Annotated in this window: 31 protein-coding genes; 16 read left to right on the top strand and 15 right to left on the bottom strand. The window is 70.9% G+C overall.

Going from position 1 to position 24,328, the window contains the following annotated elements; all coding sequences use genetic code 11:
- Nucleotides 1–12: 12 nt before the first annotated feature.
- From QM621_RS01205 to QM621_RS01190, 4 genes are read left to right on the top strand one after another with little or no spacing between them, the layout of a single operon-like run.
- Nucleotides 13–750, top strand: coding sequence for an HNH endonuclease family protein (locus tag QM621_RS01205; RefSeq protein ID WP_414988521.1), 738 nt, complete (start codon nt 13–15; stop codon nt 748–750).
- A 4-nt stretch (nt 751–754) separates the two neighbouring features.
- On the top strand, nt 755–1,450 hold the full coding sequence (locus QM621_RS01200; protein WP_414988520.1) for a SecDF P1 head subdomain-containing protein: 696 nt from the start codon (nt 755–757) through the stop codon (nt 1,448–1,450).
- 34 nt (nt 1,451–1,484) lie between these two features.
- The gene (locus tag QM621_RS01195; RefSeq protein ID WP_414988519.1) at nt 1,485–2,414 is read left to right on the top strand and encodes an AMP-binding protein; all 930 of its coding nucleotides are present in this window, start codon (nt 1,485–1,487) and stop codon (nt 2,412–2,414) included.
- Nucleotides 2,415–2,427: 13 nt separating this feature from the next.
- Nucleotides 2,428–3,294, top strand: coding sequence for an AIM24 family protein (locus QM621_RS01190; protein ID WP_414988518.1), 867 nt, complete (start codon nt 2,428–2,430; stop codon nt 3,292–3,294).
- A gap of 65 nt (nt 3,295–3,359) precedes the next feature.
- On the opposite strand, the gene QM621_RS01185 is transcribed toward QM621_RS01190, so the two are convergent.
- The gene (locus QM621_RS01185) at nt 3,360–3,602 is read right to left on the bottom strand and encodes a hypothetical protein (protein WP_414988517.1); all 243 of its coding nucleotides are present in this window, start codon (nt 3,600–3,602) and stop codon (nt 3,360–3,362) included.
- Here QM621_RS01185 and QM621_RS01180 point away from each other — a divergent pair.
- The 6 genes from QM621_RS01180 to QM621_RS01155 all read left to right on the top strand — a co-directional run bounded on the left by QM621_RS01180 (nt 3,594) and on the right by QM621_RS01155 (nt 7,730).
- On the top strand, nt 3,594–3,995 hold the full coding sequence (locus tag QM621_RS01180) for a hypothetical protein (RefSeq protein WP_414988516.1): 402 nt from the start codon (nt 3,594–3,596) through the stop codon (nt 3,993–3,995). The genes QM621_RS01185 and QM621_RS01180 overlap by 9 nt on opposite strands.
- A gap of 29 nt (nt 3,996–4,024) precedes the next feature.
- Nucleotides 4,025–4,267, top strand: a complete 243-nt coding sequence (gene purS, locus QM621_RS01175; RefSeq protein ID WP_414988515.1) for a phosphoribosylformylglycinamidine synthase subunit PurS — start codon at nt 4,025–4,027, stop codon at nt 4,265–4,267.
- An 82-nt stretch (nt 4,268–4,349) separates the two neighbouring features.
- On the top strand, nt 4,350–5,021 hold the full coding sequence (gene purQ, locus QM621_RS01170) for a phosphoribosylformylglycinamidine synthase subunit PurQ (RefSeq protein ID WP_414988555.1): 672 nt from the start codon (nt 4,350–4,352) through the stop codon (nt 5,019–5,021).
- Entirely contained in the window at nt 5,018–5,239 is a 222-nt protein-coding gene (locus tag QM621_RS01165; RefSeq protein WP_414988514.1) for an SCO4848 family membrane protein, read from the top strand. Before purQ ends, QM621_RS01165 begins: the two co-directional genes overlap by 4 nt.
- A gap of 157 nt (nt 5,240–5,396) precedes the next feature.
- Entirely contained in the window at nt 5,397–6,623 is a 1,227-nt protein-coding gene (locus QM621_RS01160) for a DEAD/DEAH box helicase (RefSeq protein ID WP_414988513.1), read from the top strand.
- A gap of 42 nt (nt 6,624–6,665) precedes the next feature.
- Nucleotides 6,666–7,730, top strand: coding sequence for an alpha/beta hydrolase (locus QM621_RS01155; protein ID WP_414988512.1), 1,065 nt, complete (start codon nt 6,666–6,668; stop codon nt 7,728–7,730).
- Here the strand turns inward: QM621_RS01155 and QM621_RS01150 are convergent.
- Together QM621_RS01150 and QM621_RS01145 are read right to left on the bottom strand one after the other, a co-directional pair.
- Nucleotides 7,727–8,317 (bottom strand): PIN domain-containing protein, encoded by a 591-nt coding sequence (locus QM621_RS01150; RefSeq protein ID WP_414988511.1) that lies wholly within the window; start codon nt 8,315–8,317, stop codon nt 7,727–7,729. The two genes, QM621_RS01155 and QM621_RS01150, sit on opposite strands and share 4 nt — an antisense overlap.
- Complete coding sequence (locus QM621_RS01145) at nt 8,314–8,697, bottom strand: helix-turn-helix domain-containing protein (protein WP_414988510.1); 384 nt, start codon at nt 8,695–8,697, stop codon at nt 8,314–8,316. The genes QM621_RS01150 and QM621_RS01145 overlap by 4 nt, the downstream gene beginning before the upstream one ends.
- Before the next feature lie 80 nt (nt 8,698–8,777).
- Here QM621_RS01145 and QM621_RS01140 point away from each other — a divergent pair, with 80 nt between their 5' ends.
- On the top strand, nt 8,778–9,635 hold the full coding sequence (locus tag QM621_RS01140) for a DNA-formamidopyrimidine glycosylase family protein (RefSeq protein WP_414988509.1): 858 nt from the start codon (nt 8,778–8,780) through the stop codon (nt 9,633–9,635).
- A gap of 1 nt (nt 9,636) precedes the next feature.
- Here the strand turns inward: QM621_RS01140 and mnhG are convergent, their stop codons facing one another.
- Genes mnhG through QM621_RS01105 form a run of 7 tightly spaced genes read right to left on the bottom strand, consistent with a single transcriptional unit; the run spans nt 9,637 to nt 16,849 of the window.
- Nucleotides 9,637–9,951 carry a monovalent cation/H(+) antiporter subunit G gene (mnhG, locus tag QM621_RS01135; RefSeq protein ID WP_414988508.1) on the bottom strand — a complete coding sequence of 105 codons (315 nt, stop codon included), beginning with the start codon at nt 9,949–9,951 and terminating at the stop codon, nt 9,637–9,639.
- Nucleotides 9,948–10,241, bottom strand: a complete 294-nt coding sequence (locus QM621_RS01130) for a monovalent cation/H+ antiporter complex subunit F (RefSeq protein WP_414988507.1) — start codon at nt 10,239–10,241, stop codon at nt 9,948–9,950. The genes mnhG and QM621_RS01130 overlap by 4 nt, the downstream gene beginning before the upstream one ends.
- Nucleotides 10,238–10,777 carry a Na+/H+ antiporter subunit E gene (locus QM621_RS01125; RefSeq protein WP_414988506.1) on the bottom strand — a complete coding sequence of 180 codons (540 nt, stop codon included), beginning with the start codon at nt 10,775–10,777 and terminating at the stop codon, nt 10,238–10,240. The genes QM621_RS01130 and QM621_RS01125 overlap by 4 nt, the downstream gene beginning before the upstream one ends.
- A complete protein-coding gene (locus tag QM621_RS01120; RefSeq protein WP_414988505.1) occupies nt 10,774–12,339 on the bottom strand; it encodes a Na+/H+ antiporter subunit D in 1,566 nt (521 codons plus the stop codon). Before QM621_RS01120 ends, QM621_RS01125 begins: the two co-directional genes overlap by 4 nt.
- Nucleotides 12,336–12,779 (bottom strand): Na(+)/H(+) antiporter subunit C, encoded by a 444-nt coding sequence (locus QM621_RS01115; RefSeq protein ID WP_414988504.1) that lies wholly within the window; start codon nt 12,777–12,779, stop codon nt 12,336–12,338. The genes QM621_RS01120 and QM621_RS01115 overlap by 4 nt, the downstream gene beginning before the upstream one ends.
- Nucleotides 12,776–15,613, bottom strand: coding sequence for a Na+/H+ antiporter subunit A (locus QM621_RS01110; RefSeq protein WP_414988503.1), 2,838 nt, complete (start codon nt 15,611–15,613; stop codon nt 12,776–12,778). The genes QM621_RS01115 and QM621_RS01110 overlap by 4 nt, the downstream gene beginning before the upstream one ends.
- A gap of 12 nt (nt 15,614–15,625) precedes the next feature.
- Entirely contained in the window at nt 15,626–16,849 is a 1,224-nt protein-coding gene (locus QM621_RS01105; protein ID WP_414988502.1) for a type II toxin-antitoxin system HipA family toxin, read from the bottom strand.
- A 38-nt stretch (nt 16,850–16,887) separates the two neighbouring features.
- Here QM621_RS01105 and aroQ point away from each other — a divergent pair, with 38 nt between their 5' ends.
- Genes aroQ through QM621_RS01085 form a run of 4 tightly spaced genes read left to right on the top strand, consistent with a single transcriptional unit; the run spans nt 16,888 to nt 18,840 of the window.
- Nucleotides 16,888–17,322 carry a type II 3-dehydroquinate dehydratase gene (gene aroQ / locus QM621_RS01100; RefSeq protein ID WP_414988501.1) on the top strand — a complete coding sequence of 145 codons (435 nt, stop codon included), beginning with the start codon at nt 16,888–16,890 and terminating at the stop codon, nt 17,320–17,322.
- A 30-nt stretch (nt 17,323–17,352) separates the two neighbouring features.
- A complete protein-coding gene (locus QM621_RS01095) occupies nt 17,353–17,703 on the top strand; it encodes an ArsR/SmtB family transcription factor (protein WP_414988500.1) in 351 nt (116 codons plus the stop codon).
- On the top strand, nt 17,696–18,163 hold the full coding sequence (locus tag QM621_RS01090) for an SRPBCC domain-containing protein (RefSeq protein ID WP_414988499.1): 468 nt from the start codon (nt 17,696–17,698) through the stop codon (nt 18,161–18,163). The genes QM621_RS01095 and QM621_RS01090 overlap by 8 nt, the downstream gene beginning before the upstream one ends.
- A 14-nt stretch (nt 18,164–18,177) precedes the next feature.
- Complete coding sequence (locus QM621_RS01085) at nt 18,178–18,840, top strand: dihydrofolate reductase family protein (RefSeq protein WP_414988498.1); 663 nt, start codon at nt 18,178–18,180, stop codon at nt 18,838–18,840.
- Nucleotides 18,841–18,843: 3 nt separating this feature from the next.
- Here QM621_RS01085 and QM621_RS01080 read toward each other — a convergent pair whose 3' ends face one another.
- A complete protein-coding gene (locus tag QM621_RS01080; RefSeq protein WP_414988497.1) occupies nt 18,844–19,689 on the bottom strand; it encodes an SDR family oxidoreductase in 846 nt (281 codons plus the stop codon).
- Between the two features lie 98 nt (nt 19,690–19,787).
- Here QM621_RS01080 and QM621_RS01075 point away from each other — a divergent pair, with 98 nt between their 5' ends.
- Nucleotides 19,788–20,453, top strand: coding sequence for an exonuclease domain-containing protein (locus QM621_RS01075; RefSeq protein ID WP_414988496.1), 666 nt, complete (start codon nt 19,788–19,790; stop codon nt 20,451–20,453).
- Here the strand turns inward: QM621_RS01075 and QM621_RS01070 are convergent.
- From QM621_RS01070 to QM621_RS01055, 4 genes are all read right to left on the bottom strand, one after another.
- Nucleotides 20,443–21,204 (bottom strand): lysophospholipid acyltransferase family protein, encoded by a 762-nt coding sequence (locus QM621_RS01070; protein WP_414988495.1) that lies wholly within the window; start codon nt 21,202–21,204, stop codon nt 20,443–20,445. The two genes, QM621_RS01075 and QM621_RS01070, sit on opposite strands and share 11 nt — an antisense overlap.
- Nucleotides 21,201–21,857, bottom strand: coding sequence for a lysoplasmalogenase family protein (locus QM621_RS01065; RefSeq protein ID WP_414988494.1), 657 nt, complete (start codon nt 21,855–21,857; stop codon nt 21,201–21,203). The genes QM621_RS01070 and QM621_RS01065 overlap by 4 nt, the downstream gene beginning before the upstream one ends.
- A gap of 37 nt (nt 21,858–21,894) precedes the next feature.
- Complete coding sequence (locus QM621_RS01060; protein ID WP_414988493.1) at nt 21,895–23,055, bottom strand: MFS transporter; 1,161 nt, start codon at nt 23,053–23,055, stop codon at nt 21,895–21,897.
- A gap of 120 nt (nt 23,056–23,175) precedes the next feature.
- A partial coding sequence (locus QM621_RS01055; protein ID WP_414988492.1) for an Ig-like domain-containing protein occupies nt 23,176–24,328 on the bottom strand: 1,153 nt, incomplete at its 5' end.

The following is a 24,328-nucleotide window of genomic DNA, read 5'->3' as shown; positions in this document are numbered from 1 at the left end:
AGGATCGCGCTCATGTCCGATCTGCGTTCGTGGTCCCTCGCCGGGGCGGCGCTCGCCGTCTGTGCGGCGGTGGTCGGTGTGCTCTGGCCCGACGTGATACCAGAGGGGGAGGGCAGTCCGTCGGCGACGCCCAGCGCGACCACGCCCCCGCCCACCGGCGAGCCCGCCGAACAGCTCGCCCGGTTGCGCGTCGTCGAACGGAATCCGGACGGCCTGCCGCCGTACCGCCGTGACGCCTTCGGAAGCGCCTGGGCCGACATCGACGGCAACGGCTGCGACCAGCGCGACGACGTGCTGCTGCGCGACGCCGACCCGGCCACCGTCGTCGTCGGACGGCAGCGGGCCTGCGACCACGACGTCCTGGCTGGAACTTGGACCGACCCCTACAACGGCACGGTCGTCACCCTCGACGACCTCAAGAACCCCTCGCAGGCGCAGGCGGTCCAGATCGACCACATCGTCGCGCTCGCCGAGGCCTGGCGCTCCGGGGCGGCCGAGTGGACCGACGACCAGCGACGCCTCTACGCCAACGACCTCGACAATCTCGTCGCCGCGCACGGCCCCACCAACGCCGGCAAGGGCTCGTACGACCCCGCCTCCTGGCGGCCCAAGCAGCAGTTCCAGTGCGAGTACGCGACGACCTGGATCGCGGTGAAACGCCGGTGGGACCTCGCCGCCGACGCCAGCGAGGTCGCCGCGCTCGCCGACATGCTCGCCACCTGCGCGACAGGCCCGGCCGACTTACGCTGAGCGGGTGAGCCGAATCCTCGCCGCCGTGATCGCCGTGGCCCTGCCGCTGCTGGCCGCCTGCGGCGGTGAGACCGAGCCCGACGCCCAGCCCGATCCGACGCCCGGGGTCGAGCGTCCCACCGAGGCCGACCTCGTCGCAGCGTTGTCCGAGGAGACGCCCGACTGGCTGCTCCCGGTCGTCGAGTGCCACGCTGCGGCGCTGGTCGAGTCCGACGCCACCGACGAGGAGCTGGCCGACCTGGCCGACGACCGTGAGGAGCACGCCGACCTGCTGGACGAATACGGCTGCGACGCCGGCTCGGAGGTGACGTTCCACAGCGTCGTCGACGTCGCGCAGGAAGGACGGGAACCCGCCGAGGGACAGCAGAGCGTCGCCGACGATCTGGGCCAGCGGCTGCTCGTCGGACCGGCGCAGCTCACCGGTGGCGAGGTGGCCGAGGCGACGGCCCGGCCCCACGAGCAGGGCGACCGGTGGAGGATCGACCTCGTCTTCGCCGAGGACGGCGCCGACGGATGGCAGGCGCTCGTCGACCAGGCCTGCCGGACGTTGGACAACGCCCAGATCGCCGTGGTCTGGGGCGGCCGGGCGATCAGCGCCCCCGTCGTCCAGCCGGACCTGTGCGACAACCCGGGCGACACCACGCAGATCGCCGGAGATTTCACGTCCTGGACGGCGCGTCTCGTCGCCTCGGTGCTCTAGGCTGCGAGAAGAACGTCTGACCGAAGGGGGCGTCGTGGCCGATCTAGCCGCGCTGCTGGACGACGCTGTGCGGACTCGTCCCGAGCGCACGGCCGTCGTCTTCGGCGACGCCCGGATCAGCTACGCCGAGTTCGACCGGGCCGTCAACCAGGTCGCGAACCTGCTCGTCGCGCGCGGCGTCCGGCCGGGCGACACGGTCGCGTTGAGCTGTCCGAACGTCCCGTACTTCCCGACGATCTGCCTGGGCCTCCTCAAAGCCGGGGCGAGACTGCTCCCGCTGGACGTCTCGCTCAGCGCCGAGGAGATCGCCCGTCGTCTCGCCGACACCCGCGCGGTCGCCTGCTTCGCCTTCGAGGCCATGGTCGACCAGCCCATCGGGGAGGAGGCCTGGACGGCTTTCCAGGCGGTCGACTCCTGCCGCGAGTTCTTCCTCGTCAAACTCGACTCGGCCACCCCCGAGCCGCTGGTCCCGCCGGAGTTCTACGCGCCGCTCGTCGCCCGGCAGGCCACGACTTTCACGTCGGCGCCGGGCGGAGGCGACGAGACGATCGTCCTTGCCGGCAGTCCCCACACGTCGTTGAGCCTGCTGCCGCTGTCGGACCCGTTCGCGCGGGCGGTCGTCCAGAACGGCGTCCTCGCCACGGGCGGCACGGTCGTCCTGCTGCCGCGTCTCGACGCGCGCAGGGCGCTCGGACTGATGGCCCGGGAGAAGGTCACCTGTCTCGCGGCCGACCGCCATGCGTTGGAAGATCTGCTCGACGCGGCGGACCCGGACACGCCCGTCGCCTCGTCGCTGCGTGTCGTGGTCGCCGCCGAGGCCGTGCCGACCGACCTGGGAGCACGCTTCGTGGAGCGTTTCGGCGTCTCCGTCACCATCTGGGGCGACCATGCCCCCGAGACCCGCGCGCCCCACGCGGCGCGCGAGAGCCTGTCGGCGCTGTCGACAGGGCACCACCCTCAATGAAAGAGATGAACCGATGAGCGCAGCCGGATGGCAGCCTGATCCCGAGGGGCGGCACGAGTACCGCTACTGGGACGGCACGCAGTGGACCGAACATGTGAGCAACGGGGGCCAGGCCTCGGTCGCGCCTCTGGGCGCCCCGCCGCCGCAGGCCGGAGCGACCGCCCCGCCGCCGGTCGCGCAGGCCCAGGCCGGGGGCGGCGACCCCTGGGCCGGGCTGTCCGGAGACCTGGTCGACGGGACCTACAGCGAGGTCGAGGGCGTCGGCCCGATGAAGCAGAACAGCAAGATGCTGCGGGTGCGCCTCGACCAGCCGTTCATGGCCAAGCAGGGGTCGATGGTCGCCTACCAGGGCAATGTCGACTTCGCCTACCAGGGCGGCGGCGCGGCGAAGTTCCTCAAGAAGGCGTTCACCGGCGAGGGCCTCGACCTCATGGCGGTCAGCGGCCAGGGCGACGTCTTCTTGGCCGACGAGGGCAAGGACGTCCACATCCTGCAGATCACCAACGGCGGCATCTCGGTCAGCGGCAAGGCAGTGCTGGCGTTCTCGTCGTCGCTGGAGTGGAACGTCGAGCGGGTCAAGGGCGGCAGCATGATGGCCGGCGGCCTGTTCAACACGACGCTGCGCGGCACCGGCTGGGTGGCCATCACCACCGACGGCCAGCCGGTCGTGCTCAACCCGGCCGAGGCGGCCACCTACGCCGACGCCGACGCGCTCATCGCCTGGTCGGTCAACCTCCAGACGTCGATCGCGTCGAGCTTCAAGGCGAGCGCTTTGATCGGCCGCGGCTCCGGCGAGGCCTTCCAGGTGGCCTTCCGGGGCGCCGGCTTCGTCATCGTCCAGCCCTCCGAGGGCCCGCCCCCGGTCCCCGCCTCGAACTGAGGCTCGCGGGTCGCCCAGGGACATGTGGACAACCTGGGTGACAGATCGGACGGCATGCGCTGTGATCAGCGCATGCCGTCCGCCGAACATGAAGCCGTCATCGAGTTGATCCGGCTCGCCCCCGAACTGGCGACCGACGTCTTGCGTCGCCAGTTCGGGGTCAGCCTGCCGCCTGTGATGACGGCGACGCCGGAGCGAGCCTTCGACTGCGGCCCTTCGTCATCACGCCGGACGATCTGCCGCTGGCGGTCGATCCCGACGAGGCGGAGCGCGAGCCGGTCCGAACGCTGCCGGCCGTCATGGCGCATCGGCGTGACAGCGATGTCGCCGCGGCTTTTCCCGCGTTGGTCATGGCGCTCGAGTCGGTGTCCGCGAGGCTGGGCATCGATCAGGCCACGACTTACCATGATCTTGTCAAGGCCGTCATGTCGGAGGCGGTCCGTGACGAATGGAGGAAGTTCATGACGACCACAGCCATTCCCCGTGCCTGGTTCAGCGAGGACAACCAGCAAGCTCATGAGCGAGGTTTCACCAGGAGCAAGGCTGAGGATCTGCTCATGGTTCTCGAGGTTCGCGGCGTCGCGGTCGATGAGGAAGTTCGAGAGCGCATTCTCGGCACGGAGGCCGAGGACATCGACCAACTCATCGAATGGCTGCGCCGCGCTGTCACCGCTGACAGCATCGCCGACGTCTTCGGCTGAGCCCTGTCGCCGCGCGATAGACTCCCCGCATGCCTCGCGTGATCGTCGACGTCATGCCCAAGCCCGAGATTCTCGACCCGCAGGGGAAGGCCGTCCACGGCGCGCTCCCTCGGCTCGGCTTCGACGGCGTCACCGATGTCCGTCAGGGCAAGCGCTTCGAGTTGGAGGTCGCCGACACCAGCGACGCCACCCTCGCCGAGATCGAGAAGATGGCCGAGACGCTGCTGTCGAACCCGGTGATCGAGGACTACACGGTCCGGGTCGACGCATGAGCGAGCGTCAGCGAGCTCACATGAGTGTCTTCATGCCGACATCGGCTACGTTCACGTTCTTTGAGGCGGTGTCGGCATGAGCATGCGCGTCGGCGTCGTCACCTTCCCCGGGTCGCTCGACGACGTCGACGCCCGGAGGGCGGTCCGTCTCGCCGGGGCCGAGCCGGTGGCGCTGTGGCACGGCGACCACGACCTGTCCGGGGTCGACGCGGTCGTGCTGCCCGGTGGCTTCTCCTACGGCGACTACCTGCGCTGCGGCGCCATCGCCCGTTTCGCGCCGATCATGACCGAGGTCGTCGACGCGGCCCACGGCGGCCTGCCGGTGCTCGGCATCTGCAACGGCTTCCAGATCCTGTGCGAGTCCCACCTGCTGCCCGGCGCGCTGATCCGCAACGACCATCGCACCTTCATCTGCCGTGACCAGCAGTTGGTCGTCGAGAACACCAGCACCGCCTGGACGAGTTCCTACGAGCAGGGCCAGACGATCACCGTCCCGCTGAAGAACGGCGAGGGCGGCTTCGTCGCCGACGAGGCCACGCTCGACCGGCTGGAGGGCGAGGGCCGTGTCGTCGTGCGCTACGCGGGCGTCAACCCCAACGGCTCGATGCGCGACATCGCGGGCGTCGCCAACGAGCGCGGCAACGTCGTCGGCCTCATGCCCCACCCCGAGCACGCCGTCGAGGACCTGTGCGGTCCCGGCACGGAGGGTCTCGGCTTCTTCACATCCGTCCTCGACCGCATGGTGAACGCATGACCCTCCCCCTGGGCGTGGCCCTGTTCCTCGTCGTCGCCGGAGCCTGGAACCTGGTGATCTGGCCGCGGTTCGCCCAGCGCATCATCGCCGACCCCCGCTCCAAGGACGAGCAGGGCCAGCGCACGACGTTCTTCACCGTGCACGCCGTGCTGATCTCGGTGTCGCTGGCGCTCGGCGTCGCGGTGGGTGTCGTAGGTCTCGTCGGATTGTTCTCCTGATCGAGGCGTCAGCGGGGTAGACTCGTCGCAGCGGCTCCATTTCGTGAGCCGCTTCTTCGCGCCTCTCGTCGGCTGAGTTCCGGGCATCAGGCGCCTAACGTCTGAGAGATTCGTGACTTCTACTCTTGCCGGTCCGACCGGTTTTTCCGACCTGGGCTTGCCCTCGTCCCTCGTCAAGGCCCTCGCCCGCGAGGGCATCGTGAACCCCACGCCGATCCAGCAGGCGGTGCTCCCGTCGGCGCTCGGCGGCCGCAACGTGCTGGGCAAGGCCCGCACCGGCTCGGGCAAGACGCTCGCCTTCGGCATCCCCGTCCTCGACCAGCTGGCCGGCGGCCAGCGGCGTCCGAAGGCCCCGCGCGGCCTCATCCTCGTGCCGACGCGCGAGCTCGCCAGCCAGATCGAGCGGGTGCTCGCCCCGATGGCCCAGCCGTTGCAGCTGCGCATCATGACGATCCTCGGCGGCGTGCCGATCAACCGGCAGATCCACCGGCTCCGCGACGGCGTCGACCTCGTCATCGCCACGCCCGGCCGACTGACCGACCTGGTCGACCGGCGCGCGGTGACCCTCGACCGGACCGAGATCGTCGTGCTCGACGAGGCCGACCACCTGTGCGACCTCGGCTTCTACAAGCCGGTCGACGCGCTGCTCGCCAAGACCCCGACGACCGCGCAGCGGCTGCTGCTGTCGGCCACGCTCGACGGCGACGTCGACAAGCTGGTGCGCCGCCACCTGCCGCAGCACGACCTGCACGAGATCGAGCCCGCGCCCGACGAGGCCGAGGGCGTCATGACGCACCACGTCGTCATCGCCGAGCGCACCGAGCGGCTCGACGTCGTGGAGAAGCTGCTCGCCAACACCCCGCGCACCATCGTCTTCGCCCGCACCCGGCGCGGCGCGGCGCGGGTGGCCCGCCAGTTGAGCCAGCGCGGCATCGAGGCGGTCGACCTGCACGGCGACCTCGACCAGCGCAAGCGCGACCGCAATCTCGCCAAGTTCTCCTCCGGCGAGGCGCAGGCCATCGTCGCCACCGACATCGCCGCGCGCGGCATCCACGTCGACGACGTCCCGCTCGTGCTGCACTTCGACGCGCCCGCCGAGCACAAGGCCTACACGCACCGCTCGGGCCGCACCGCACGCGGCGGCGAGTCCGGCACGGTCGTCACGATGACCACGCCCGAGGACTTGAAGGACGTCGTCGCGCTGCAGCGTAAGGCCGACGTCGTGGCGCGTCAGCACCGTCGCGGCGAGCTGGCGAACCCGCTGACCGTCGACTCGCTGGCGACCACCGGCCGTCCGGGCGAGGAGGTGCCGCGTCCGGCGCGTCAGCAGCGCCCGAACGGCGGCGGCTCGGGAAACGCCCGCCGTCGGCGCCCGCGTCGTTGAGAGGTGGGGGAGGCTCGTCACCGGCTGTGCCACCATCGAGCCATGGCGATGTCTCCCCTGCGTATCCCGCGCGACCTCGGCGCGGCCCGTGACAACCTGCTCGACAAGGCGCGGCGTCGCCGGATGGCCGACACCCGGCCGATGGAGCGCACCGCGATCGAGAAGAACGAGCACTTCACGCTGTACCGCTACCTGCCCGACGACGAGGCGCGCCCGCACGGCCGTCCGGTCTTCCTCACCCCGCCGCTCGCCGCGCCCGCGATGGCCTTCGACCTGCGGCGCGGCTGCTCGGTCGCCGAGTACTTCGTCGAGGAGGGCCGCGACGTCTACCTCGTCGACTACGGCCCGGTCGACTTCGGGGACCGCGACCAGGGCATCGAGCACTGGGTCGACGAGGTGCTGCCGCAGGCGTTGACGTTGGCTTCGGAGGACGCGCACGGTGTCAACCTGCACATGGCCGGGTGGAGCCTCGGCGGCATCTTCACGATGTTCACCGCCGCCGCGCGCCAAGACCTGCCCATCGCGACCGCCACGGCCGTGGCGAGCCCCTTCGACCTGCGACGGGTGCCGCTGCTGGCGCTCGCCCGCCCGCTCGACTGGGTCTTCGGCGGGCTCGTGGGCTCGGCCTACCGGGCGGTCGGAGGGGTGCCCGCGCCGCTGACGAAGTGGGGCTTCCAGCTCTCGGCGGCCGACAAGTACCTGACCAAGCCGCTGTCGATCCTGACGCACTCCGACGACCGGGACTTCCTCGCGCAGTTGGAGGCCGTCGACCGGTTCATGGACAACATGTACGCCTACCCGGGCCGCACGTTCGGGCAGCTGTACCACGTCGTCATGCGCACCAACGAGTTCGCGACCGGCACGATGGAGCTGGGCGGGCGTCCGGTCCACCTGGCCGATATCGACGTTCCGGTGCTGGTCGTCGCGGGTCTGAACGACACCCTCGCCCCGACCCCCGCCGTCGCCCATCTGCTCGACCTCGTGACCGGCTCGCCGAGCACACAGCTGTTGCAGGCCCCCGGCGGCCACCTCGGCGTCCTCACCGGCCGCGCCGCCAAAAAAACCACCTGGCCCGGCATGGAGGCCTTCTTCTCCCGCTTCGACTAAGCGAGCAGAGCGGCCATGCGGCCGGCGGTGACCGGGCATCCCGCGCGCCGGAGAGCGGCGAGAGTGGAGGCGTCGGTGGCTCCGGGCAGCCGCGAGACGGCCAAGCGGTGGGCGGCGCGCATCTGAGCGGGGAACCCGATGGCGAGGTGGCTCAACAGGTCGTCAGCGGTCATCGCCTGGACGCCGATCTGGTCCATGACGGCTGACGGGAAGTCTTTGATGTTGTCGGTGCAGAGGATGTCGGCTTCGGCGGCCACCGCCGCCGCCAGCACGTGACGGTCGTCCTCGTCAGGGAGTGGGAAGGCGCTCACTGATTCCCATGCTTGGGCGGTGACCTCTACCTCGGCGAACGGGTAAGCGGTGTTGAGCAGTCCGATGAGACGTGCTCCAGCTTCGTGCGTGAAGTTGGGGCGGTTGCTGGCGAGGTTCCTGACCACTTCGTCGAGGATCGCTGTAGTCCATTTGATCGTGAGGATCTGTTGGTCGCTCGCGTACACGAGGTAGTCGCGAATCACCCGCGAGTAGAGCACGTTGGCGTCGCTGAGGACGACCGGCAGCGGAAGGATGTCAGTCGGACGGCTGGTCATTCGAAGAGGCCAAGCTCGTTCTGCACTCGTGCGAACTCTGCTAGGGCCACCTCGCGCTGTGCCCGCTCCGCGTCGAGGAAGGCGTTGACAGCGGACACGCTGACGCGGTGGTGGGAGCCGACCTTGCGGAAGGGGAGTCGGCCCTCATCCATGAGTTTGCGGACCTGGGGGCGGGACATGCCGAGGAGTTTGGCCGCCTCGGCGGGTGTGACCTCGTCGTGGCCGCGCGTGGTGATGACGTCCTGCCCTTGGGCTTTGGCGTCGATGACACGCGACAGCCACTCCGCGGTGGAGCGAGACAGGCGGAGCGTGACCTCCTCGCCGTCCGCGGCCAGCGCGTGACGCAGGGCGGCGGCGTCGTCGATGAGCAGATCGGTCATAGCGGCCTCCGAAGCAACTGAACTATCTGAAATAACTGTAACTCTGCCTGAGAAGTCTGTCGAGGTGACAAGATGGCGGCATGCCTGAACTGCCGGAGGTCGACGCGCTGGTCGCGGACATGAGCGCGCGTCTGGTCGGCGTGACGGTCGCCGAGGCGGAGGTGGCGTCGTTCGCGGTGCTCAAGACCTTCGACCCGCCCGCCGACGCGCTGCGCGGGCTCGCGGTCACCGGGGTGCGGCGGCACGGCAAGTTCGTCGACGTCGAGGTCGACGGGCTCCACCTGGTGATCCACTTCGCCAAGGCCGGATGGCTGCGCTGGGTCGAGAACTTCTCCGACCATCCGGTCAAGAAGGGCGGACCGCTGGCGCTACGCGTCCGGATCGACCGCGGCGACGGGCCGCGTGGCGGTTTCGACGTGACCGAGGCGGGCACCCGTAAAGGTCTCGCCGTCTATCTCGTGCGCGATCCCCAGGACGTCCCCGGGATCGCCGCCCTCGGACCCGAGCCGCTGGCCGACGGCTTCACGATCCGACCGCTGCTCGGCCGGCGTATGCAGGTCAAACGGCTGCTGCGCGACCAGAAGATCCTCGCCGGGATCGGCAACGCCTACAGCGACGAGATCCTGCACGCCGCCCGCCTGTCGCCCTTCGCCATCGCCGCCACGTTGGACGACGACGAGATCGTCCGCCTCGACACGGCCATCCGTGAGGTGCTGACCGACGCGGTCGAGCACGCCCACGGCAAGCCCGCCGCCGAGCTCAAAGACGACAAGCGCACCCGCATGCGCGTTCACGGCAAGGCGGGCGAGCCCTGCCCCGTCTGCGCCGAGGTCGTCGCCGAGGTCGTCTTCTCCGACTCCTCGCTGCAGTACTGCCCCGCCTGCCAGACCGGCGGCCAGCTCCTCAAGAACCGCACCACCAGCAAGTTCGTGAAGTAGGTCAGTCCAGATCGTTGCGGGTGAGGCGGTCGGGGTCGATGAGGCCGACGCGGTGCGCGGCGCGGCCGACCATGTGCGAGGCGACCGGCGCGGTGACCAGCTGGAAGACGATCACGACGAGCAGCGTCGTGGTCGCCGCGACCGTCTGCAGCCGCAGCGCGACGCCGAGCAGGATGCAGATCAGACCGAGCGTCTGAGGCTTGGTCGCCGCGTGCATGCGGGAGAACACGTTGGGGAAGCGCACCAGGCCGATACTGGCGATGGTGGCCAGCGCGGCGCCGGTGATGAGCAGGAATCCGGCGATGACGTCGATCATGCCTGTGTCTTCTTCCGGGGGTGCTCGTTCGGGCGGTCGTCGCGGGTGGTGAACCGGGCGATGCTGACCGAGCCGAGGAAGCCCACCAGCGACATCGCGACGAGGATCGGCAACGTCGTGGTGTGCCGGTTGACCGCCGCCTCGATGCCGATCGCGCCGACCGTCGCGGCGACGAAGACGTCGGCGGCGACCGTCCGGTCGAGCATCGTCGGCCCGCGCACCACGCGCACCACGCAGAGGGCGCCGGTGACGCCGAGCAGCCCCAGGCACACCCATCCGACCTCGGTCATCGTCCCGCCTCCTCGTCGTTCGACTCCTGCCCGGCCGTGCAGTAGGCCGCGTACTCGTCGCGCGAGCCGAGCGCCGCGATCACCCGACGCTCCTGCTCCAGCACCTCGCGCTCGGTGTCGGCGAGGTCGCGGCTCCCGTCGAGCACATGCAGGCCCATCTTGCCGTTGTCGGCGTCGATCTCGATGAGCAGCGTGCCGGGCACGAGGGAGATCAGCTCGCCGGTGAGCGTCAGCAGCCACTCCGAGCGGGTGTGCAGCTGCACCTGGATCAAGGCCCCCGGTCCCAAGGGCTTGGGCCGGACGGCCAGCCAGGCCACCTGGAAGCTCGCCACCACGAGGTCGACGGCGAAGCGGCTGACGAGCACGGCGAACGGCCAGGGGCGCAGCGTGCCGTCCCACTCGGCGCTCGGGAACGGGAAGACCAGCAGGACGACGACTGCGACGACGATGCCGCCGACCACGAGCAGCGGTGTGACGTCGCCCCACAGCAGCAGCCACAGCACGGTCAGGGCGGCGACCGCCCTCCAGCGGATCATGGCGTCTCTCCCAGCACGGCCTCGGTGTACGCGCTCTGGTCGGCCAGCTCGGAGGCGGCCCGCTGGCTGAGGCTGACGAGCGGCCCGGCGGCCACCGACAGCGTCAGCGAGAAGACGACGAGGCCGAGGGTCGGCAGCGCCATGCCGCGCGGCAGACGCGAGACGGTGTCCGCGGTGGCGATGGTCGGATGCAGCGCCGCCGAGGTGGGCGAGCCGTACTCGATGTCGTCGTCGAGCGGCTGCCAGAAGGCCCGGTTCCACGCCTTCGCGACGGCGTACAGGGTGAGCAGACTGGTCGCCAGGCCCGCCGCGACGCCGCCGTAGACGAGCAGCTCGCCGGTGGCCGCGCCCGCCTGGATCAGCGCGAGCTTGCCCAGGAAGCCGGAGAACGGCGGGACGCCGGCGAGGTTCATCGCCGGGATGAAGAACAGCACGGCGAGGATCGGCGTGGCGCGCGCGAGCCCGCCGAGCCGGTCGAGCTGCGTGGTGCCGGTGCGGTATTCGATCAGACCGGCCACCAGGAACAGCGCCGTCTGCACGGTGATGTGGTGGACGACGTAGAAGATCGCGCCCGCGTAGCCCGCCTCGGTGGCCAGCGCGATGCCGAAGAGCATGTAGCCGATGTGGCTGACCAGCGTGAACGACAGCAGACGCTTGATGTCGGACTGCGCGACTGCGCCGAGGATGCCGATCACCATCGTCAGGATCGCCACGACCATCAGCAGGTCGCTGAGCGGCTGGTCGGGGAAGACGGTCGTCTGCACGCGGATGATGGCGTAGACGCCGACCTTCGTCAGCAGGCCCGCGAACACTGCGGTGACCGGGGCTGGCGCGGTCGGATAGGAGTCCGGCAGCCACGCCGACAGCGGGAAGACGGCGGCTTTGATCGAGAAGGTCACCAAGATCATGAGCTGGAGCACCAACTGCACCGGCTCGGGCAGCTCGGCGATCCGCTCGGGCAGCGCGGCGAGGTTCACGGTGCCGACCGCCGCGTACACCGCCGCGATCGAGATGAGGAACAGGAACGACGAGATGAGGCTGACGATCACGTAGATCGTGCCCGACCGCACCCGTGCCTCGGTGCCGCCGAGGGTGATGAGCACGAAGCTCGCCGCGAGCAGGATCTCGAAGCCGACGAACAGGTTGAACAGGTCGGCCGACAGGAAGGCCGCCGAGACGCCCGCGCTCAGCACCAGGAACGTCGGGTGGAAGACCGACAGCGGCGCGTCGCGGCCGAACTCGACGATGCCCTGGCCGAAGGAGTACAGCAGCACGCTCAGCGTGACGATCGTCGACACGACGAGCAGCAGCGCCGAGAGCCGGTCGGCGACGAGGCTGATGCCGATGTCGGCCGACCATCCGCCGACGTTCACCGACTGCGGGCCGTAGGCGTCGGCGCGCCACAGGAGCGTTCCGGCGACGGCGACGACGACGGTCAGCACGACGACGCTGATGAGGCGCTGGGCCGGCGCCGACCGCCCGAAGGCCAGGCACAGCCCCGCGCCGAGCAGCGGCAGGATGACCGGCAGCAGCACGAGCTGGTCCCAGAGGTGGTGGCTCATCGGTCGCGCTCCTCGGGGGTGTCGGAGCCTTCCTCGTCGGGCAGCGTCTCGTCCATGTCGTCGAAGCTGGTCGAGGTGTCGTCGCGCTCGGCCCGGCGGATGATGAGCGCGTCCTCGAGGTCGTCCTGCACGTCGTCGTGGCCTTCGAGCTGCCAGGCGCGGTAGGCCAGCGCGAGGCCGAAGGCGGTGGTGCCGAGGGTGATGACGATGGCGGTCAGCACCATCGCCTGGGGGAGCGGGTCGGCCATCGGCTCGTCGCTCAGCCCGACGATGGGCGCGCCGCCCGGGTCGCCGGACGCGACGAGGAAGAACAGGTTGACGCCGTTGCCGAGCAGCACGAAGCCGACGAGGATGCGGGTCAGGCTGCGCTCCAGCACGAGGGTCGTGCCGCAGGCGACGAGCACGCCGATGGCGGCGATGAGCACCAGGTCCACGGTCATACGAGGGTCACCGCCTCGTCCTCCTTCTCGACCTGCTGGTCGATGCCGCCGCCGAGGCTGCGCAGGACGTCGAGGGCCAGGCCGACGACCACCAGATACACGCCGACGTCGAAGAACACCGAGGTGACGAGGTGGAGGTCGCCGAGCGGGCCGAGATGGAGGTCGACGATGGCGCTCTGCAGCACCCCGCCGCCGAGCAGCGTCGGCAGCAGGCCGGACAGCGCGGCGGTGGCCAGGCCGAGGCCGAGCACGAGTCCGGCGTCGACCGGCGCGGCGGCGTCGAGCTCTTTGCGGCCGCCGACGAGATAGCGCACCGCGAGGGCGAGGCCGGCGATCAGCCCGCCGGCGAAACCGCCGCCGGGCTGGTTGTGGCCGACCAGCATGATGAAGACCGAGTAGACGATCACCGCGTGGAAGACCAGCCGGGTGACGACCTCGAAGACCAGCGAGCGCTTGGACGCCTTGACCGCGTCGACGCGGCGCAGCCAGCGGGCCTCGCCGGTGCTGCGCGGCACCCGGTTGATGCGCTCGGCGCGGTCGGTCAGCAGGTGGATCAGGCTGGCCACGCCCGTCGCGGCGACGACCAGCACCGACAGCTCGCCGAGGGTGTCCCAAGCGCGGATGTCGACCAGGGTCACGTTGACGATGTTGTGGCCGCCGCCGTACTCGACGGCCGGTCCGGCGAACTCGTGGCCGATCGGGTCGGCGGTGCGCGAGGCGGCCATCAGCAGGGCCAGTCCGGCGACCACGCCGCCGACGATGACGCCCGCGCCGACCCGCAGCCAGCGGTTCGCGGTGAAGGGGCGTTCGGAGAAGAACCGGGGGAGGCGTCGCAGCACCAGCACGAAGGTGACGAGCAGGAAGGTCTCGACGAGGATCTGCGTCAGGGCCAAGTCGGGCGCGCCGTGCAGGATGAACATGAGCGCCGTGCCGTAGCCGGTGACGCCGACGAGCAGCACCGCGCGCAGGCGCCGGCGCGAGCGGGTGGTGGCGACGGCCGCCCCGATGATGAGCAGCGCCACGACGAGCTGGGCCGGGCGGTTCGCGACCGTGACGTCGAGCGGCTCGCCGCGTTCCAGATAGGCCCGCACGAGCATGGCCCCCGGCGCGAGGGTGACGACCGCGAGGATCGTGGTCAGATAGAGCGGCAGCGAGCCGCGCTGCACCCGGCCGGTGACCTCGACGGCGAGGCGTTCGAGGCCGCGCAGGAAGGCGTAGTAGGTCTGCTCGGCCTCGGGCAGCCAGACCCGGTCGGTGACCGCGTGCTGCGCGGCGGCGACGGGATGGCGGGCGATGAACAGCGCGACGCCGCCGACGACGCTCAGCGTCGACAGCAGCAGCGGCAGGTTGACGCCGTGCCAGAGGGCGAGGCTCGGTTCGTGCGCGCCGGTCGGGTACGAGGAGCCGATTCGTTCGATCAGCGGGGCGACGCGCTCGCTCAGCAGGCCCGCCGCGAGGCAGGAGAGCGCCAGGACGAACGGCGGCACGGTGAACCAGGCCGGGTGGCGGGTGAGCGCGGGCGGCTCGACGCCCTTCTTCGTCGCGAACGCGCCCCAGACGAAGCGCGCCGTGTAGGCGACGGTGAGGATCGACCCGAGGACGACGCCGCCGAGCGCGATCAGTCCCCAGGTGGTTCCGGCGTCGGCGTCGAGGTCTTCCAGCGCGGCGAGCACCGCCTCTTTCGCCACGAAGCCGAACAGTGGCGGGACGCCGGCCATCGACGCCCCGGCGACGACGGCGGCGGCGCACGGCCACGGCAGCAGTCGCCACAGGCCCGACAGAACGCGCAGGTCGCGGGTGCCCGTGCTGCGGTCGATCAGGCCGACGACGAGGAACAGCGTCGACTTGAACAACGCGTGCGCGACGACGAGCGCGAGTCCGGCGACGGCCGCCGACCGGGTGCCGAGGCCTGCGACGAGGGTGAGGAAGCCGAGCTGGCTGACGGTGCCGTAGGCGAGCAGCAGCTTCACGTCGTACTGGCGCAGCGCCCGCAGCCCGCCGACGGTCATCGTCAGCAGGCCGAGCGCGACGAGCGAGGGCCGCCACCAGGACAGGTCGGCGAAGGCCGGGGCGAGCACGGTCACGAGGAAGACGCCCGCCTTCACCATGGCGGCGGCGTGCAGGTAGGCGCTGACCGGGGTGGGGGCGGCCATCGCACCGGGCAGCCAGAAGTGGAAGGGCACGAGGGCCGACTTCGAGATCGCGCCGACGAGCAGCAGGCCGACGGCGATCTGGACGGTGGCCGTGGCCTCGGGCGGATGCGTGACGATCTCGCTGAGCAGCGGCGAACCGGTCTCCTGGTGGACGATGACGAGTCCGGCCAGCATCGCCAGGCCGCCGAAGGTGGTGACGAGCAGCGCGTTGATCGCCGCGCGACGGTTAGCCCGACGCTCGGGGTTGTGGCCGACGAGCAGGAACGACAGGACGGTGGTCAGTTCCCAGAACAGGTAGAGGAGGTAGACGTTGTCGGCGAGGACGAGGCCCAGCATGGCTCCGGCGAAGGCGGTGAAGACGGCGGTGAAACGCCAGATCTCCGGGTCGCCGGGTTTGAAGTACCAGCCGCAGTAGACGAGCACGAGCGCGCCGATGCCGGTGACCAGCAGCGACAGCGGCCCGCCGACCGGCCCGAGGTGCAGCGTGATGTCGAGGTGCAGGCCGGGGACCCAGGGGAGGCGGTCGGTGGGGGTGTCGCCGCGCCAGACTTTCGGAGCCAGCCAGACGAGGCTGGCGGCCGGGACGAGCGCGAGGACGAGGAAGGCCCGCCGGTCGAGCAGCCGGACCAGGGCAGGGGCCCCCGCTGAGGCGAGGAAATGCACAGCCAGCAGGGTGATCATCCTGGCCGGAGTCTATCGGTTCGGCTCCCCGGCCGGACCACCCCCGCGCAGGTTCGCGACGAACCGCCGCAGGTCTTCGCGCAGGTCAGGCGCGGCCTGCGGGTGAGGTGTCTCCTCCTCGAGGAGCGCCGCGATCTCCTCCAGCGTGTCGTCGATCAGCCGGGCGCCTCGCCGCAGCCCCCATGAGGCGAACTCGGCGGCGAGGTCGCGCGCGGTGACAGTGGCGTGGGAGTACACGCGGTTGACCGCGAGGGCGAGGCGACCGTCGTTCGGTCGGTGGGCGTGCGGCACGACGTCGTAGGCCGGGGCGAGGCGGACCGGGCCGTCGATCTCGTGGACGAGGGCGATGTTCTTGGCGTGCATGTCGAGATTGCCGACGGCCACCGCGAGCACGACCATGCGGGCGAGCCGTGTCAGGTCCTCGTCGGGGCAGTGGCGCTGGATCGTCGTGGCGATCCGCTGGAGGCTGACGACGCCGCCGATCTCTTGGTATTTCTGATTGCGGCTCGCGCCGAGGGCCTGGTTGAAGTCCTCTTGGTGCACGCGTTCGGAGCCGTCGCGGTCGTACCGTTCGACCACGAGGGTCGGCAGTCCGTCGAACTCCTCCAGCGTGGTCGCGTGGTCGGCGAGCCCGAGGCGGCGAGCCAGTCGCGTGCCGTACTCCTCGTCGAAGATCACCGACGTCTCGTCGCCGTCGAGCCGTGGCTTGAGCAGGTGCGTGGTGGCGTGTCCGCCGAGCGCCTGCGCCCATCCGTCGGCGGTCCGGGCCAGCACGATCTTCGGCTGCACCCCGCCGAGCGAGGACTTACCCGCTGTGGGGGCGTTCGCCAAGGGTGATCCGACAGGGTCGTCGAGGAGTCGCCTGACCTCGGCGCTGTCGACGGCGCGCAGCTCGGGGGCGGCGGTCTCGTCGGGGTGTCGGAGGGTGACCGCTCCCGGCAGGTCGCCGCCGTAACGGCTGAGGAAGGCGGGCGCGTCGTCGGTCGGCAGGTCGCCGTGGCGCAGCAGGTTCCGGTACTGATCGCCCTCGGCGAGCAATTCTCGAAACCAGTTGCGCCGTCGCTCGGCGTGATGTCGACGCGGTCGCTCGGTGAGGGGAACCGCCACGGACAGGGCCGTCGAACCGTCGCCGAACCTCTCGACCGCCTCAGGATCAGGGAGGAAGTCGAAGGAACGCGCGTCGCCGTGGAGGGCGCCGAGGGGGATCCCGTGGAGTTCGACGGCGATGCGGTACATGGTGGTTCCTGAGGTTGTCGCCGCGCTACCGTGGCGAGGTGCCTTCATTGTTGTTGCTCAACGGACCGAACCTCAACCTGCTCGGTGTGCGGGAGCCGGAGGTGTACGGGGCGGAGACGCTCGACGACGTGGTCGCGTTGGTCGAGCGGACGGCGGGCGAGTCCGGCTTCGAGGTCGAGGCGCTGCAGAGCAATCACGAGGGCGTGCTGATCGACGCGATCCACGCCGCCCGCACGACCGTCGCCGGGATCGTGATCAACCCCGGCGGGCTCACCCACACGTCGGTCGCCCTGCGCGACGCGCTGACCGGGGTCGCGCTGCCGTTCGCGGAGGTGCACATCTCCGACGTCCACGCGCGCGAGTCCTTCCGCCACCACTCCTATCTGAGCGACGTCGCCGACGTGGTCGTCGTGGGGGAGGGCGTCCCCGGCTACGCCCGCGCCACCGCTGAGCTGATCGCTCAGATCGCTTGACATATCCCCATATGGGAATATGGTGGTCGCATGGCACGGGCGACCACGACCTCTGACGCGTTCAACGCGATCGCCGAGCCGCGCCGCCGGGAGATCCTCGACCGGCTGCGCGACGGCGAGCACGCGGTGAACGACCTCGCCGACCAGCTGGGCCTGACCCAGCCCCAGGCGTCCAAACACTTGCGCGTCCTCCGCGAGGTCGGGCTGGTGCGGGTGCGCGAGGACGGCCGACAGCGCCTGTACGAGCTGGACGCCGACGGCTTGCGTCCGGTCCGCGAGTGGCTGGTCGGCTTCGAACGGTTCTGGACCGAGAGCTTCGAACGACTGGACGCCTATGTGCAGGGCCTCCAGCGGACCCGGGAGGCGGGCGGGCATGAGTGAGACCGCCGACCGGGAGATCGTCGTCTCCCATCTCGTCGCCGCGCCGCGCGAGCTGGTCTTCGAGGCGTTCACCGAGGTCCGGCACCTGTCGCGCTGGTGGGGTCCTGAGGGGTTCACCACCGCCACCGACTCCTTCGACTTCCGGGTCGGCGGCGCATGGGTGTTCACGCTCACCGGCCCCGACGGCACGCGCTACCCGGAGTGGATCGGCTGGACCGAGATCGTCCCGCCCGAGCGCATCACCCTGCGGCATGGCGAGTTCGCGGGCGACCCGAACGCCTTCGACTCGTTCCTGACCTTCATGGTCGAGGGCGAGGCGACCCGAGTCGAGCTGCGCACGGTCTTCCCGACCCGCGAGCTCCGCGACGAGGCCGTCCAGAAATACCGGGCGGTCGAGGGCGGCCGCCAGACCTTGCGCAAACTCGCGGCCCACGTCGCCGAACATCTCACCGACCGTTGACGCCAGGAGGCCCCATGTCACTCGTCCGTGTCCACAACTTCTCGATCTCGCTCGACGGCTTCGGCACGGGCGAGGGGCAGAGCCTCGACGCGCCCTTCGGCCACGACGGCCACCGCCTGCTGTCCTGGGCGCTGCCGACGCGCACCTTCACGCGCATGGGCTTCCACGGCGACCAGGGCGACGGCGAGGTCGGGGTCGACGAGGCCTTCGCGAGCCGCTGGAACACCGGGATCGGCGCCGAGATCATGGGCCGTCACAAGTTCGCGCCCGCGTCGGGGCCGTGGCCCGACGACGCCTGGCGCGGATGGTGGGGCGACACCCCGCCCTTCGGCACGCCGGTCGTCGTGCTGACCAGCCAGCCGCGACCGCCGTTGGAAACCGGCGGCGGCACGACCTTCCACTTCATGGACGCCGAGCCGGTCGAGGCGCTGGAACGGGCCCGCGAGCTGGCCGGCGGACTCGACGTGCGGATCGGCGGCGGGACCACGACCGTCCGTCAGTTCCTCCAGGCCGACCTGATCGACGAGCTGCACGTGGTCGTCGTGCCGATCCTGCTCGGTCGCGGCGAGCGGCTGTGGGACGGGCTGGAAGGGCTGGAGCAACGCTTCGACATCGAACAGACGCCGTCGCCGAGCGGGGTCGTCCATCTGACCCTCACGCGTCGCCGCGACGGGTGAGAGTCAGCCCTTGCTCTTGAGCAGCGCCCGCTGGGCGAGTCGGTTCATGATGTGCATGACGACCGAGTAGCCGAACGGGAAGTAGCGCTGGGCGTACCAGCCGAAGCGGATGTCGTTCGACGTGAACGCCGTGTGACGCCCCTTCTCGACCGCGCGCAGCATCTTCTCGGCGGCGACCTCGGGGGTGACCGCGTGCTGCTCGAAGCGGCCGACCAGCTTGCTGACGTTCGGGTCGTCGCGGTCGACGCCGACGATGTCGACGGTGCCGACGAGCGGGGTGGCGACCGCGCCGGGGCAGACCAGCGTCATGCCGATCTTCTCGCGGGCCAGGTCGAAGCGCAGCACCTCGTTGACGCCGCGCAGGCCGAACTTCGCCGCGCTGTACGGGGCGTGCAGCGGCAGGCCGAAGAGTCCGGCGGCCGAGCTGACGTTGACGATGTGGCCGCCGCGGCCCGCCTCGATCATCGCCGGGGTGAAGGCGTGCATGACGTGGATCGGACCCATCAGGTCGATGTCGACCGTGCGCCGCCAGTGCTTCAGCTCGAGGTCTTGGATGCGGCCCCAGGTGGAGATGCCCGCGACGTTCATGACGACGCCGACCGGCCCGACCGTGGCGTGGACTCGGTCGGCGAAGGCCAGCACCGCGTCGGCGTCGGCGACGTCGAGCGCCTCGTGGTAGACCACAGCGTCGCCGAGCGAGCGGGCTGTCTCGTCGAGCGCCTCGGCCTGGACGTCGGTGAGCACCAGGCGCGCGCCGCGACGGGCGGCCAGTTCGGCGGCCGCCCGACCGATGCCGCTGGCCGCGCCGGTGATGACGGTGAGGGTCCCGTCGAAGCTGGTCTTGCGCACGCTGTACTCCTGAGTGAGGCGGAAGAATTTGTACGATCGTACTACTTGACGATCGAGGTGGCTACTCCATTGTCCGAGGCTCCCCCTACGGTGAACGCATGGCATGGCACGACGGACCGCTCGCGGCGCTCGACTTCGAGACCACCGGCGTCGACCCCCGGCACGACCGGGTGGTCTCGTTCGCGCTGATCGACGGTGACGCGACGCGGGAGGGGCTGGTCGACCCGGGCGTCCCGATCCCCGCGGCGGCGTCGGCGGTGCACGGGCTCGACGCCGAGGCGGTGCGGGGCGCGCCGCGTTCGGAGCGGGTGATCGATGACGCCGCCCGTTGGGTGGACGGGCTCGTCGAGCGGTCGGTTCCGCTCGTGGTGTTCAACGCCGCCTACGACCTGACCATGCTCGCCGCGGAGTGCCGACGGCATGGTCTGCGTGAGCCGGAGTGGTCGCGACTCGTCGTGGTCGACCCGTTCGTCGTCGACTGGGGCCTCAACCCCCGGCTGCGCGGTCAGCGTCGGTTGGGCGATGTGGCCCAGCGGCTGGGCGTGGTCTTGGAGAACGCCCATGACGCGCTCTCCGACGCGCGGGCCGCTGCTGACGTCGCCCGCGCTCAGGCCTCCGACCCGAGACTCGCGGGCCTGTCGGTCAAGGAGTTGATGGAGCGCCAGCGCCGCTGGCACGCCGCCAAAGCCGAGGACTGGAACCGCTGGGCTCGCCAGAACAACCGCGCCCTCGACGACCTCGCCGCCTGGCCGCTCACTCGATGATGTCCCCCAGCCGCTCCACCGCCGCCACGTCCAAGGCGTGGGCCGTCTCCGGGTCGGGGGCGGCGCCGCCGTGGGTGTGGGGGAGCCACCAGCGGTCGGCGTCGTTTTTGGGCTGATCGGGGTAGTCCTCGATGGCCTGGTCGAGCAGGGCCGTCAGAGCGACGCGGAGTCGGTCGGTCAGTTCCGGCACGCCCTCGCCCTCGTCGGGGGTCAGCGGCTCGCCGACACGGATGGTCACCGGGATACGCCGCCGCAGACTCCGGTGTCCGTCGACCGAGAAGATCCGGTGACCGCCCCAGGAGATCACCGGGATCAGCGGCACGCCACGGCTGAGCGACAGGCCCGCCGCCCCCGGCCGGAGCGGTTTGATCAGCCACGACCGACTGATCGTCCCCTCGGGGAAGACGCCGACCAGCTCGCCCCGGTCGATCCAGTCGCGGGCTCGCCGGTAGGGGAGCGCCCCGCTGCCACGGGTGACGGGGACGTGCCCCATGCGGCGCATCGCCCGCCCTGCGAGCGGCAGGTCGAAGAGCGCCTGCTTCGCCATGAACCGCACGAGTCGTCCGCGTTGCCGCGCGGCATAGCCGACGAGGATGAAGTCGATGAAACTCTGATGGTTCGCGGCCAGCACACCGGGCCCGTCGGTCGGGATGTTCTCGGTCCCCTGGATGTCGAAGCGGTAGCCCTGGAGGCGCAGAAGGGTCGCGGCGAGCCAGGCGACACAGCGGTAGAAGCGGCTCCCCCCGCTCACTGCGACGCGGCGACCTTCGGGTCGAGGCGGCTCGCGCCGACGGCGAGCAGGGCGATGGCCGACAAGTAGAGCACCATGATCGCCACATCGGTGACCGTCGTGGCTTTGACCGTGCCGAACGCGGTCAGCGCGATGATCGCGTCGGAGACCAGGAACAGCACCGCGCCAGCCCCGGCGAGCTTGTCGACCACCAGCGCCGTGGCCGCCGTGCCGCCCAACAACAGGGCGTAGAACGGGAGCGCCGCCTGGATCACCACGTCGCCGATGTCGGTCCACACGGTCGCCACGATGGCGACGGCCGCCGCCACGAGCACGCCGATCAGCGCGGGTTGCTGACGCAGCAGCGGCAGCGCCCCACGTGACACGAACCACGCGATGAAGCAGACGTGGGCCAGCGCGAACGACGCCATGCCCGCGAGGAAGAAGGGGTCTTTGTCGAACTCCAAGAAGAAGTCGCCGCCGAGGCAGAAGATCATCGCCAACATCAGGATGCGCGGCGCGCCGATCGACCACAGCCAGCCGACGAGCAGCGGCGCCGCGAGGCACTTCGTGACGCTGTCCCACGGCCCGGCGCCGACGCTGAGCAGGACGACATGGATCAGAGCGACCGCGCCGAAGAGCGGCCACCAGGGGATCGACGGGACCTCGCGCATGTCCTCACGGTAGTGCGCGACGGGGCCGAAGCGCGGCTCACTCGCCGGGGTCGATGCTGAAACCGCGCAACAGCAAGGCCGAGGCGCCGACCACCACGCCCGTGGCGGCGAGCACCGCGGCCGCGCCCGACCCGCCCGCGACGGCGCCGAGGGTCGCTGGGACGACCACCTGGCCGACCCGGTTGCCCGCGAGGCGCAGCGACAGGGCTTGCCCGCGCCGTGCGGGCGGGGCCTGCTCAGTCAGCCACGACATCGTCAGCGGTTGGCCGACGCCGAGTCCGAGGCCGAGCAGCGCCACGATCATCAGCAGTGCCCAGACGGGCAGTGGCGCGGCGCAGGCGGCCAGGGTCGCGGCCGACAACAGGATAGACACGCTCATCAGTCGGGTGCGGCCGAGCCAGGCCGACAGGCGTCCAAGGAGGAGTCGCGACGCCATCGAGAAGACCGCTCGCACGGTCAGCAGCGCGCCGACCGTCGCCGCCGACAGCCCCCGTTCGGCCCCGAGCGCGGGCAGGTAGACGAGCGTCAGGTCGACCGCCGACAGGATGATCGCGCTGGTGGTGAGCGCGCGGCCGAGGCCCGGCGTGCGCAGCAGCGCGACGAGTCCGCCGCCAGCCTCGGACCGTTCGCTCGCGCTGCGCCGACGTCGGGGCAGCGGTAGTGCCGATGCCAGAAGGACCACGCTGAGCACGAGGGCGAGCGCGAAGATCGGTCCGGTGTCGGGCTGCACCGAGCTGCCCGACACCGCCGCGATCAGACCCGGTCCGGCAGCCTGGCCGAGCGACGCCATGAACGTGTAGTAGCCGAACATCGTGTCGAGCTGGCTCGTGCCGGACACGTTCGCGACGAGTGCCTGCTGGCCGATCACGCAGGCGAGGTGGGCTGCGCCGAGCAGTGCGTTGGCAGCGACGAGTCCGGCGACCGTGTCGGACAGGGTGAGGAAGACCGTCGACGCGCCGACCATGCAGACCCCGCCGCTGAGCACGAGCGCCTTCTCGCCGACGCGGTCGACGAGCCCGCCGACGGGCAGCGCCAACAGCAGCGGGACGAGGGCGAAGGACGCGCCGATGGCGCCGAGCGCCGCCCCGGGCACGTCGAGCTCGATGGCCCGGTAGGTGCTGGCCGGGCGCAGGCAGAAGGTGATCGCCTGCACGAGGGCGGAGTGGATCAGCAGCGCCGTCCACGCGGTCCGGGTCATGGGACGGTCGAGATGGTGGCGAGCAGGTCGAGGGCGTGGTGAACGACCTCGGCACAGTCGGGGTCGCGGGTGGACTCGGTCCAGATCTGCACGATGGCGGGCGCCGTCTCAGCGCGCGAGTCAGCTGTTGTGCCGACGGGAGCGGCGCAGCAGCGCCGCTCCGACGACGACGGCCAGCAGCGCGGCGAGCAGCACTATCGGCGGGACGGGTGTGCCGGTGCCGGGGAGCAGGCCGGGCGGGCCGTCGTCGGGGTCGTCGGCCGTCCCGGTCGTGTCGGTGTCGGTGTCGGTCGCGGGTTCGATGGTGAGCTCGATCATCGCGCCGTAGGTGAGGCCGTTCTCGCCGGTGACGATGTAGACGACGGGCGGGACGGCCCCGGTGAAGCCGTCGGCGGGGGTGAAGGCGATCCGTCCGGTGGTCGTGTCCACGGTCCACGTGCCGACGCCGTCGGCCGCCAGCTCGGTCACCGGCAGGCCGGTGTCCGGGTCGATCAGCCGCACGCTCGACGGGATCAGCACCGTGCCCACGCTGTCGTTCGCGAGCGGGTCGATCACCACGGGCCCGCTATCGGAGGCCGTCGCCTGGTCGTCGGCGGCCTCGCCGACCGCGGTCACCGTGATGGTCGCCGTGTAGGTGCGGCCCTCGCCGTCGTCGACGAGGTAGGCGACCGGGGCGGGCGTGCCGACGTATCCGGCGGTCGGCGTGAACGTGACCCTCCCGGTCGCCGGGTTCACGGTCCAGGCGCCCTCGGCGGTGGTCAACGTGGTCGTCTCGTCGCCGGTGGCCGGGTCGACCAGCCGTACCGACGCCGGGTTCAGCACCGCCCCGGGGACCGAGTCGTTGGCCAGCGGGTCGACCGTTCCCGGACCGCCCGGCGCCGTGTAGGCGACGTCGTCGTCGGCCGCGCCGAGCGCCTCGACGGAGACGTCGGCGGTGTAGGTCGCGCCGTCGTCGCCGGTCACGACATAGGAGACCGCAGGGACCTCGCCGACGTAGTTCGGCACGGGCGTGAAGGTGACCGCGCCGGTGGTCGTGTCCACGCTCCACACGCCGACGCCCGACACGACCACCTCGTCGACCAGGGCGCCGGTGCCGGGGTCGACCAGCCGCACGCTCGTCGGGTCGAGCACCACGCCGTCGACCGAGTCGTTGGCGAGCACGTCGACCGTCACGCTCGTCTCGCCCGGCTGCATCGTGGCCGTGTCGTCGGCGACCTCGCCGATCACGTCCACCACCATCGTGGAGGTGAAGGTCTCCGAACCGTCCTCGCTC

This window comes from Aeromicrobium sp., assembly GCF_047606445.1.
Taxonomy (GTDB): domain Bacteria; phylum Actinomycetota; class Actinomycetes; order Propionibacteriales; family Nocardioidaceae; genus Aeromicrobium.
The sequence above is the reverse complement of the archived record's forward strand: the minus strand, read 5'-3'. Positions and strand labels throughout refer to the sequence as shown.

Coding starts and splice junctions, on each gene's coding strand:
- QM621_RS01165 (WP_414988514.1), top strand. CDS start 5,018: ATGACCCTCCCCCTGGGCGTGGCCCTGTTCCTCGTCGTCGCCGGAGCC.
- QM621_RS01115 (WP_414988504.1), bottom strand. CDS start 12,779: ATGACCGTGGACCTGGTGCTCATCGCCGCCATCGGCGTGCTCGTCGCC.
- QM621_RS01060 (WP_414988493.1), bottom strand. CDS start 23,055: ATGACCCGGACCGCGTGGACGGCGCTGCTGATCCACTCCGCCCTCGTG.
- QM621_RS01105 (WP_414988502.1), bottom strand. CDS start 16,849: ATGTACCGCATCGCCGTCGAACTCCACGGGATCCCCCTCGGCGCCCTC.
- mnhG (WP_414988508.1), bottom strand. CDS start 9,951: ATGATCGACGTCATCGCCGGATTCCTGCTCATCACCGGCGCCGCGCTG.
- QM621_RS01145 (WP_414988510.1), bottom strand. CDS start 8,697: ATGACCGATCTGCTCATCGACGACGCCGCCGCCCTGCGTCACGCGCTG.
- purS (WP_414988515.1), top strand. CDS start 4,025: ATGCCTCGCGTGATCGTCGACGTCATGCCCAAGCCCGAGATTCTCGAC.
- QM621_RS01185 (WP_414988517.1), bottom strand. CDS start 3,602: ATGCGCCATGACGGCCGGCAGCGTTCGGACCGGCTCGCGCTCCGCCTC.
- QM621_RS01155 (WP_414988512.1), top strand. CDS start 6,666: ATGGCGATGTCTCCCCTGCGTATCCCGCGCGACCTCGGCGCGGCCCGT.
- QM621_RS01140 (WP_414988509.1), top strand. CDS start 8,778: ATGCCTGAACTGCCGGAGGTCGACGCGCTGGTCGCGGACATGAGCGCG.
- QM621_RS01120 (WP_414988505.1), bottom strand. CDS start 12,339: ATGAGCCACCACCTCTGGGACCAGCTCGTGCTGCTGCCGGTCATCCTG.
- QM621_RS01180 (WP_414988516.1), top strand. CDS start 3,594: ATGGCGCATCGGCGTGACAGCGATGTCGCCGCGGCTTTTCCCGCGTTG.
- QM621_RS01075 (WP_414988496.1), top strand. CDS start 19,788: ATGGCATGGCACGACGGACCGCTCGCGGCGCTCGACTTCGAGACCACC.
- QM621_RS01150 (WP_414988511.1), bottom strand. CDS start 8,317: ATGACCAGCCGTCCGACTGACATCCTTCCGCTGCCGGTCGTCCTCAGC.
- QM621_RS01110 (WP_414988503.1), bottom strand. CDS start 15,613: ATGATCACCCTGCTGGCTGTGCATTTCCTCGCCTCAGCGGGGGCCCCT.
- QM621_RS01205 (WP_414988521.1), top strand. CDS start 13: ATGTCCGATCTGCGTTCGTGGTCCCTCGCCGGGGCGGCGCTCGCCGTC.
- QM621_RS01095 (WP_414988500.1), top strand. CDS start 17,353: ATGGCACGGGCGACCACGACCTCTGACGCGTTCAACGCGATCGCCGAG.
- QM621_RS01130 (WP_414988507.1), bottom strand. CDS start 10,241: ATGACCGAGGTCGGATGGGTGTGCCTGGGGCTGCTCGGCGTCACCGGC.
- QM621_RS01125 (WP_414988506.1), bottom strand. CDS start 10,777: ATGATCCGCTGGAGGGCGGTCGCCGCCCTGACCGTGCTGTGGCTGCTG.
- QM621_RS01065 (WP_414988494.1), bottom strand. CDS start 21,857: ATGCGCGAGGTCCCGTCGATCCCCTGGTGGCCGCTCTTCGGCGCGGTC.
- QM621_RS01190 (WP_414988518.1), top strand. CDS start 2,428: ATGAGCGCAGCCGGATGGCAGCCTGATCCCGAGGGGCGGCACGAGTAC.
- QM621_RS01085 (WP_414988498.1), top strand. CDS start 18,178: ATGTCACTCGTCCGTGTCCACAACTTCTCGATCTCGCTCGACGGCTTC.
- purQ (WP_414988555.1), top strand. CDS start 4,350: ATGCGCGTCGGCGTCGTCACCTTCCCCGGGTCGCTCGACGACGTCGAC.
- QM621_RS01090 (WP_414988499.1), top strand. CDS start 17,696: ATGAGTGAGACCGCCGACCGGGAGATCGTCGTCTCCCATCTCGTCGCC.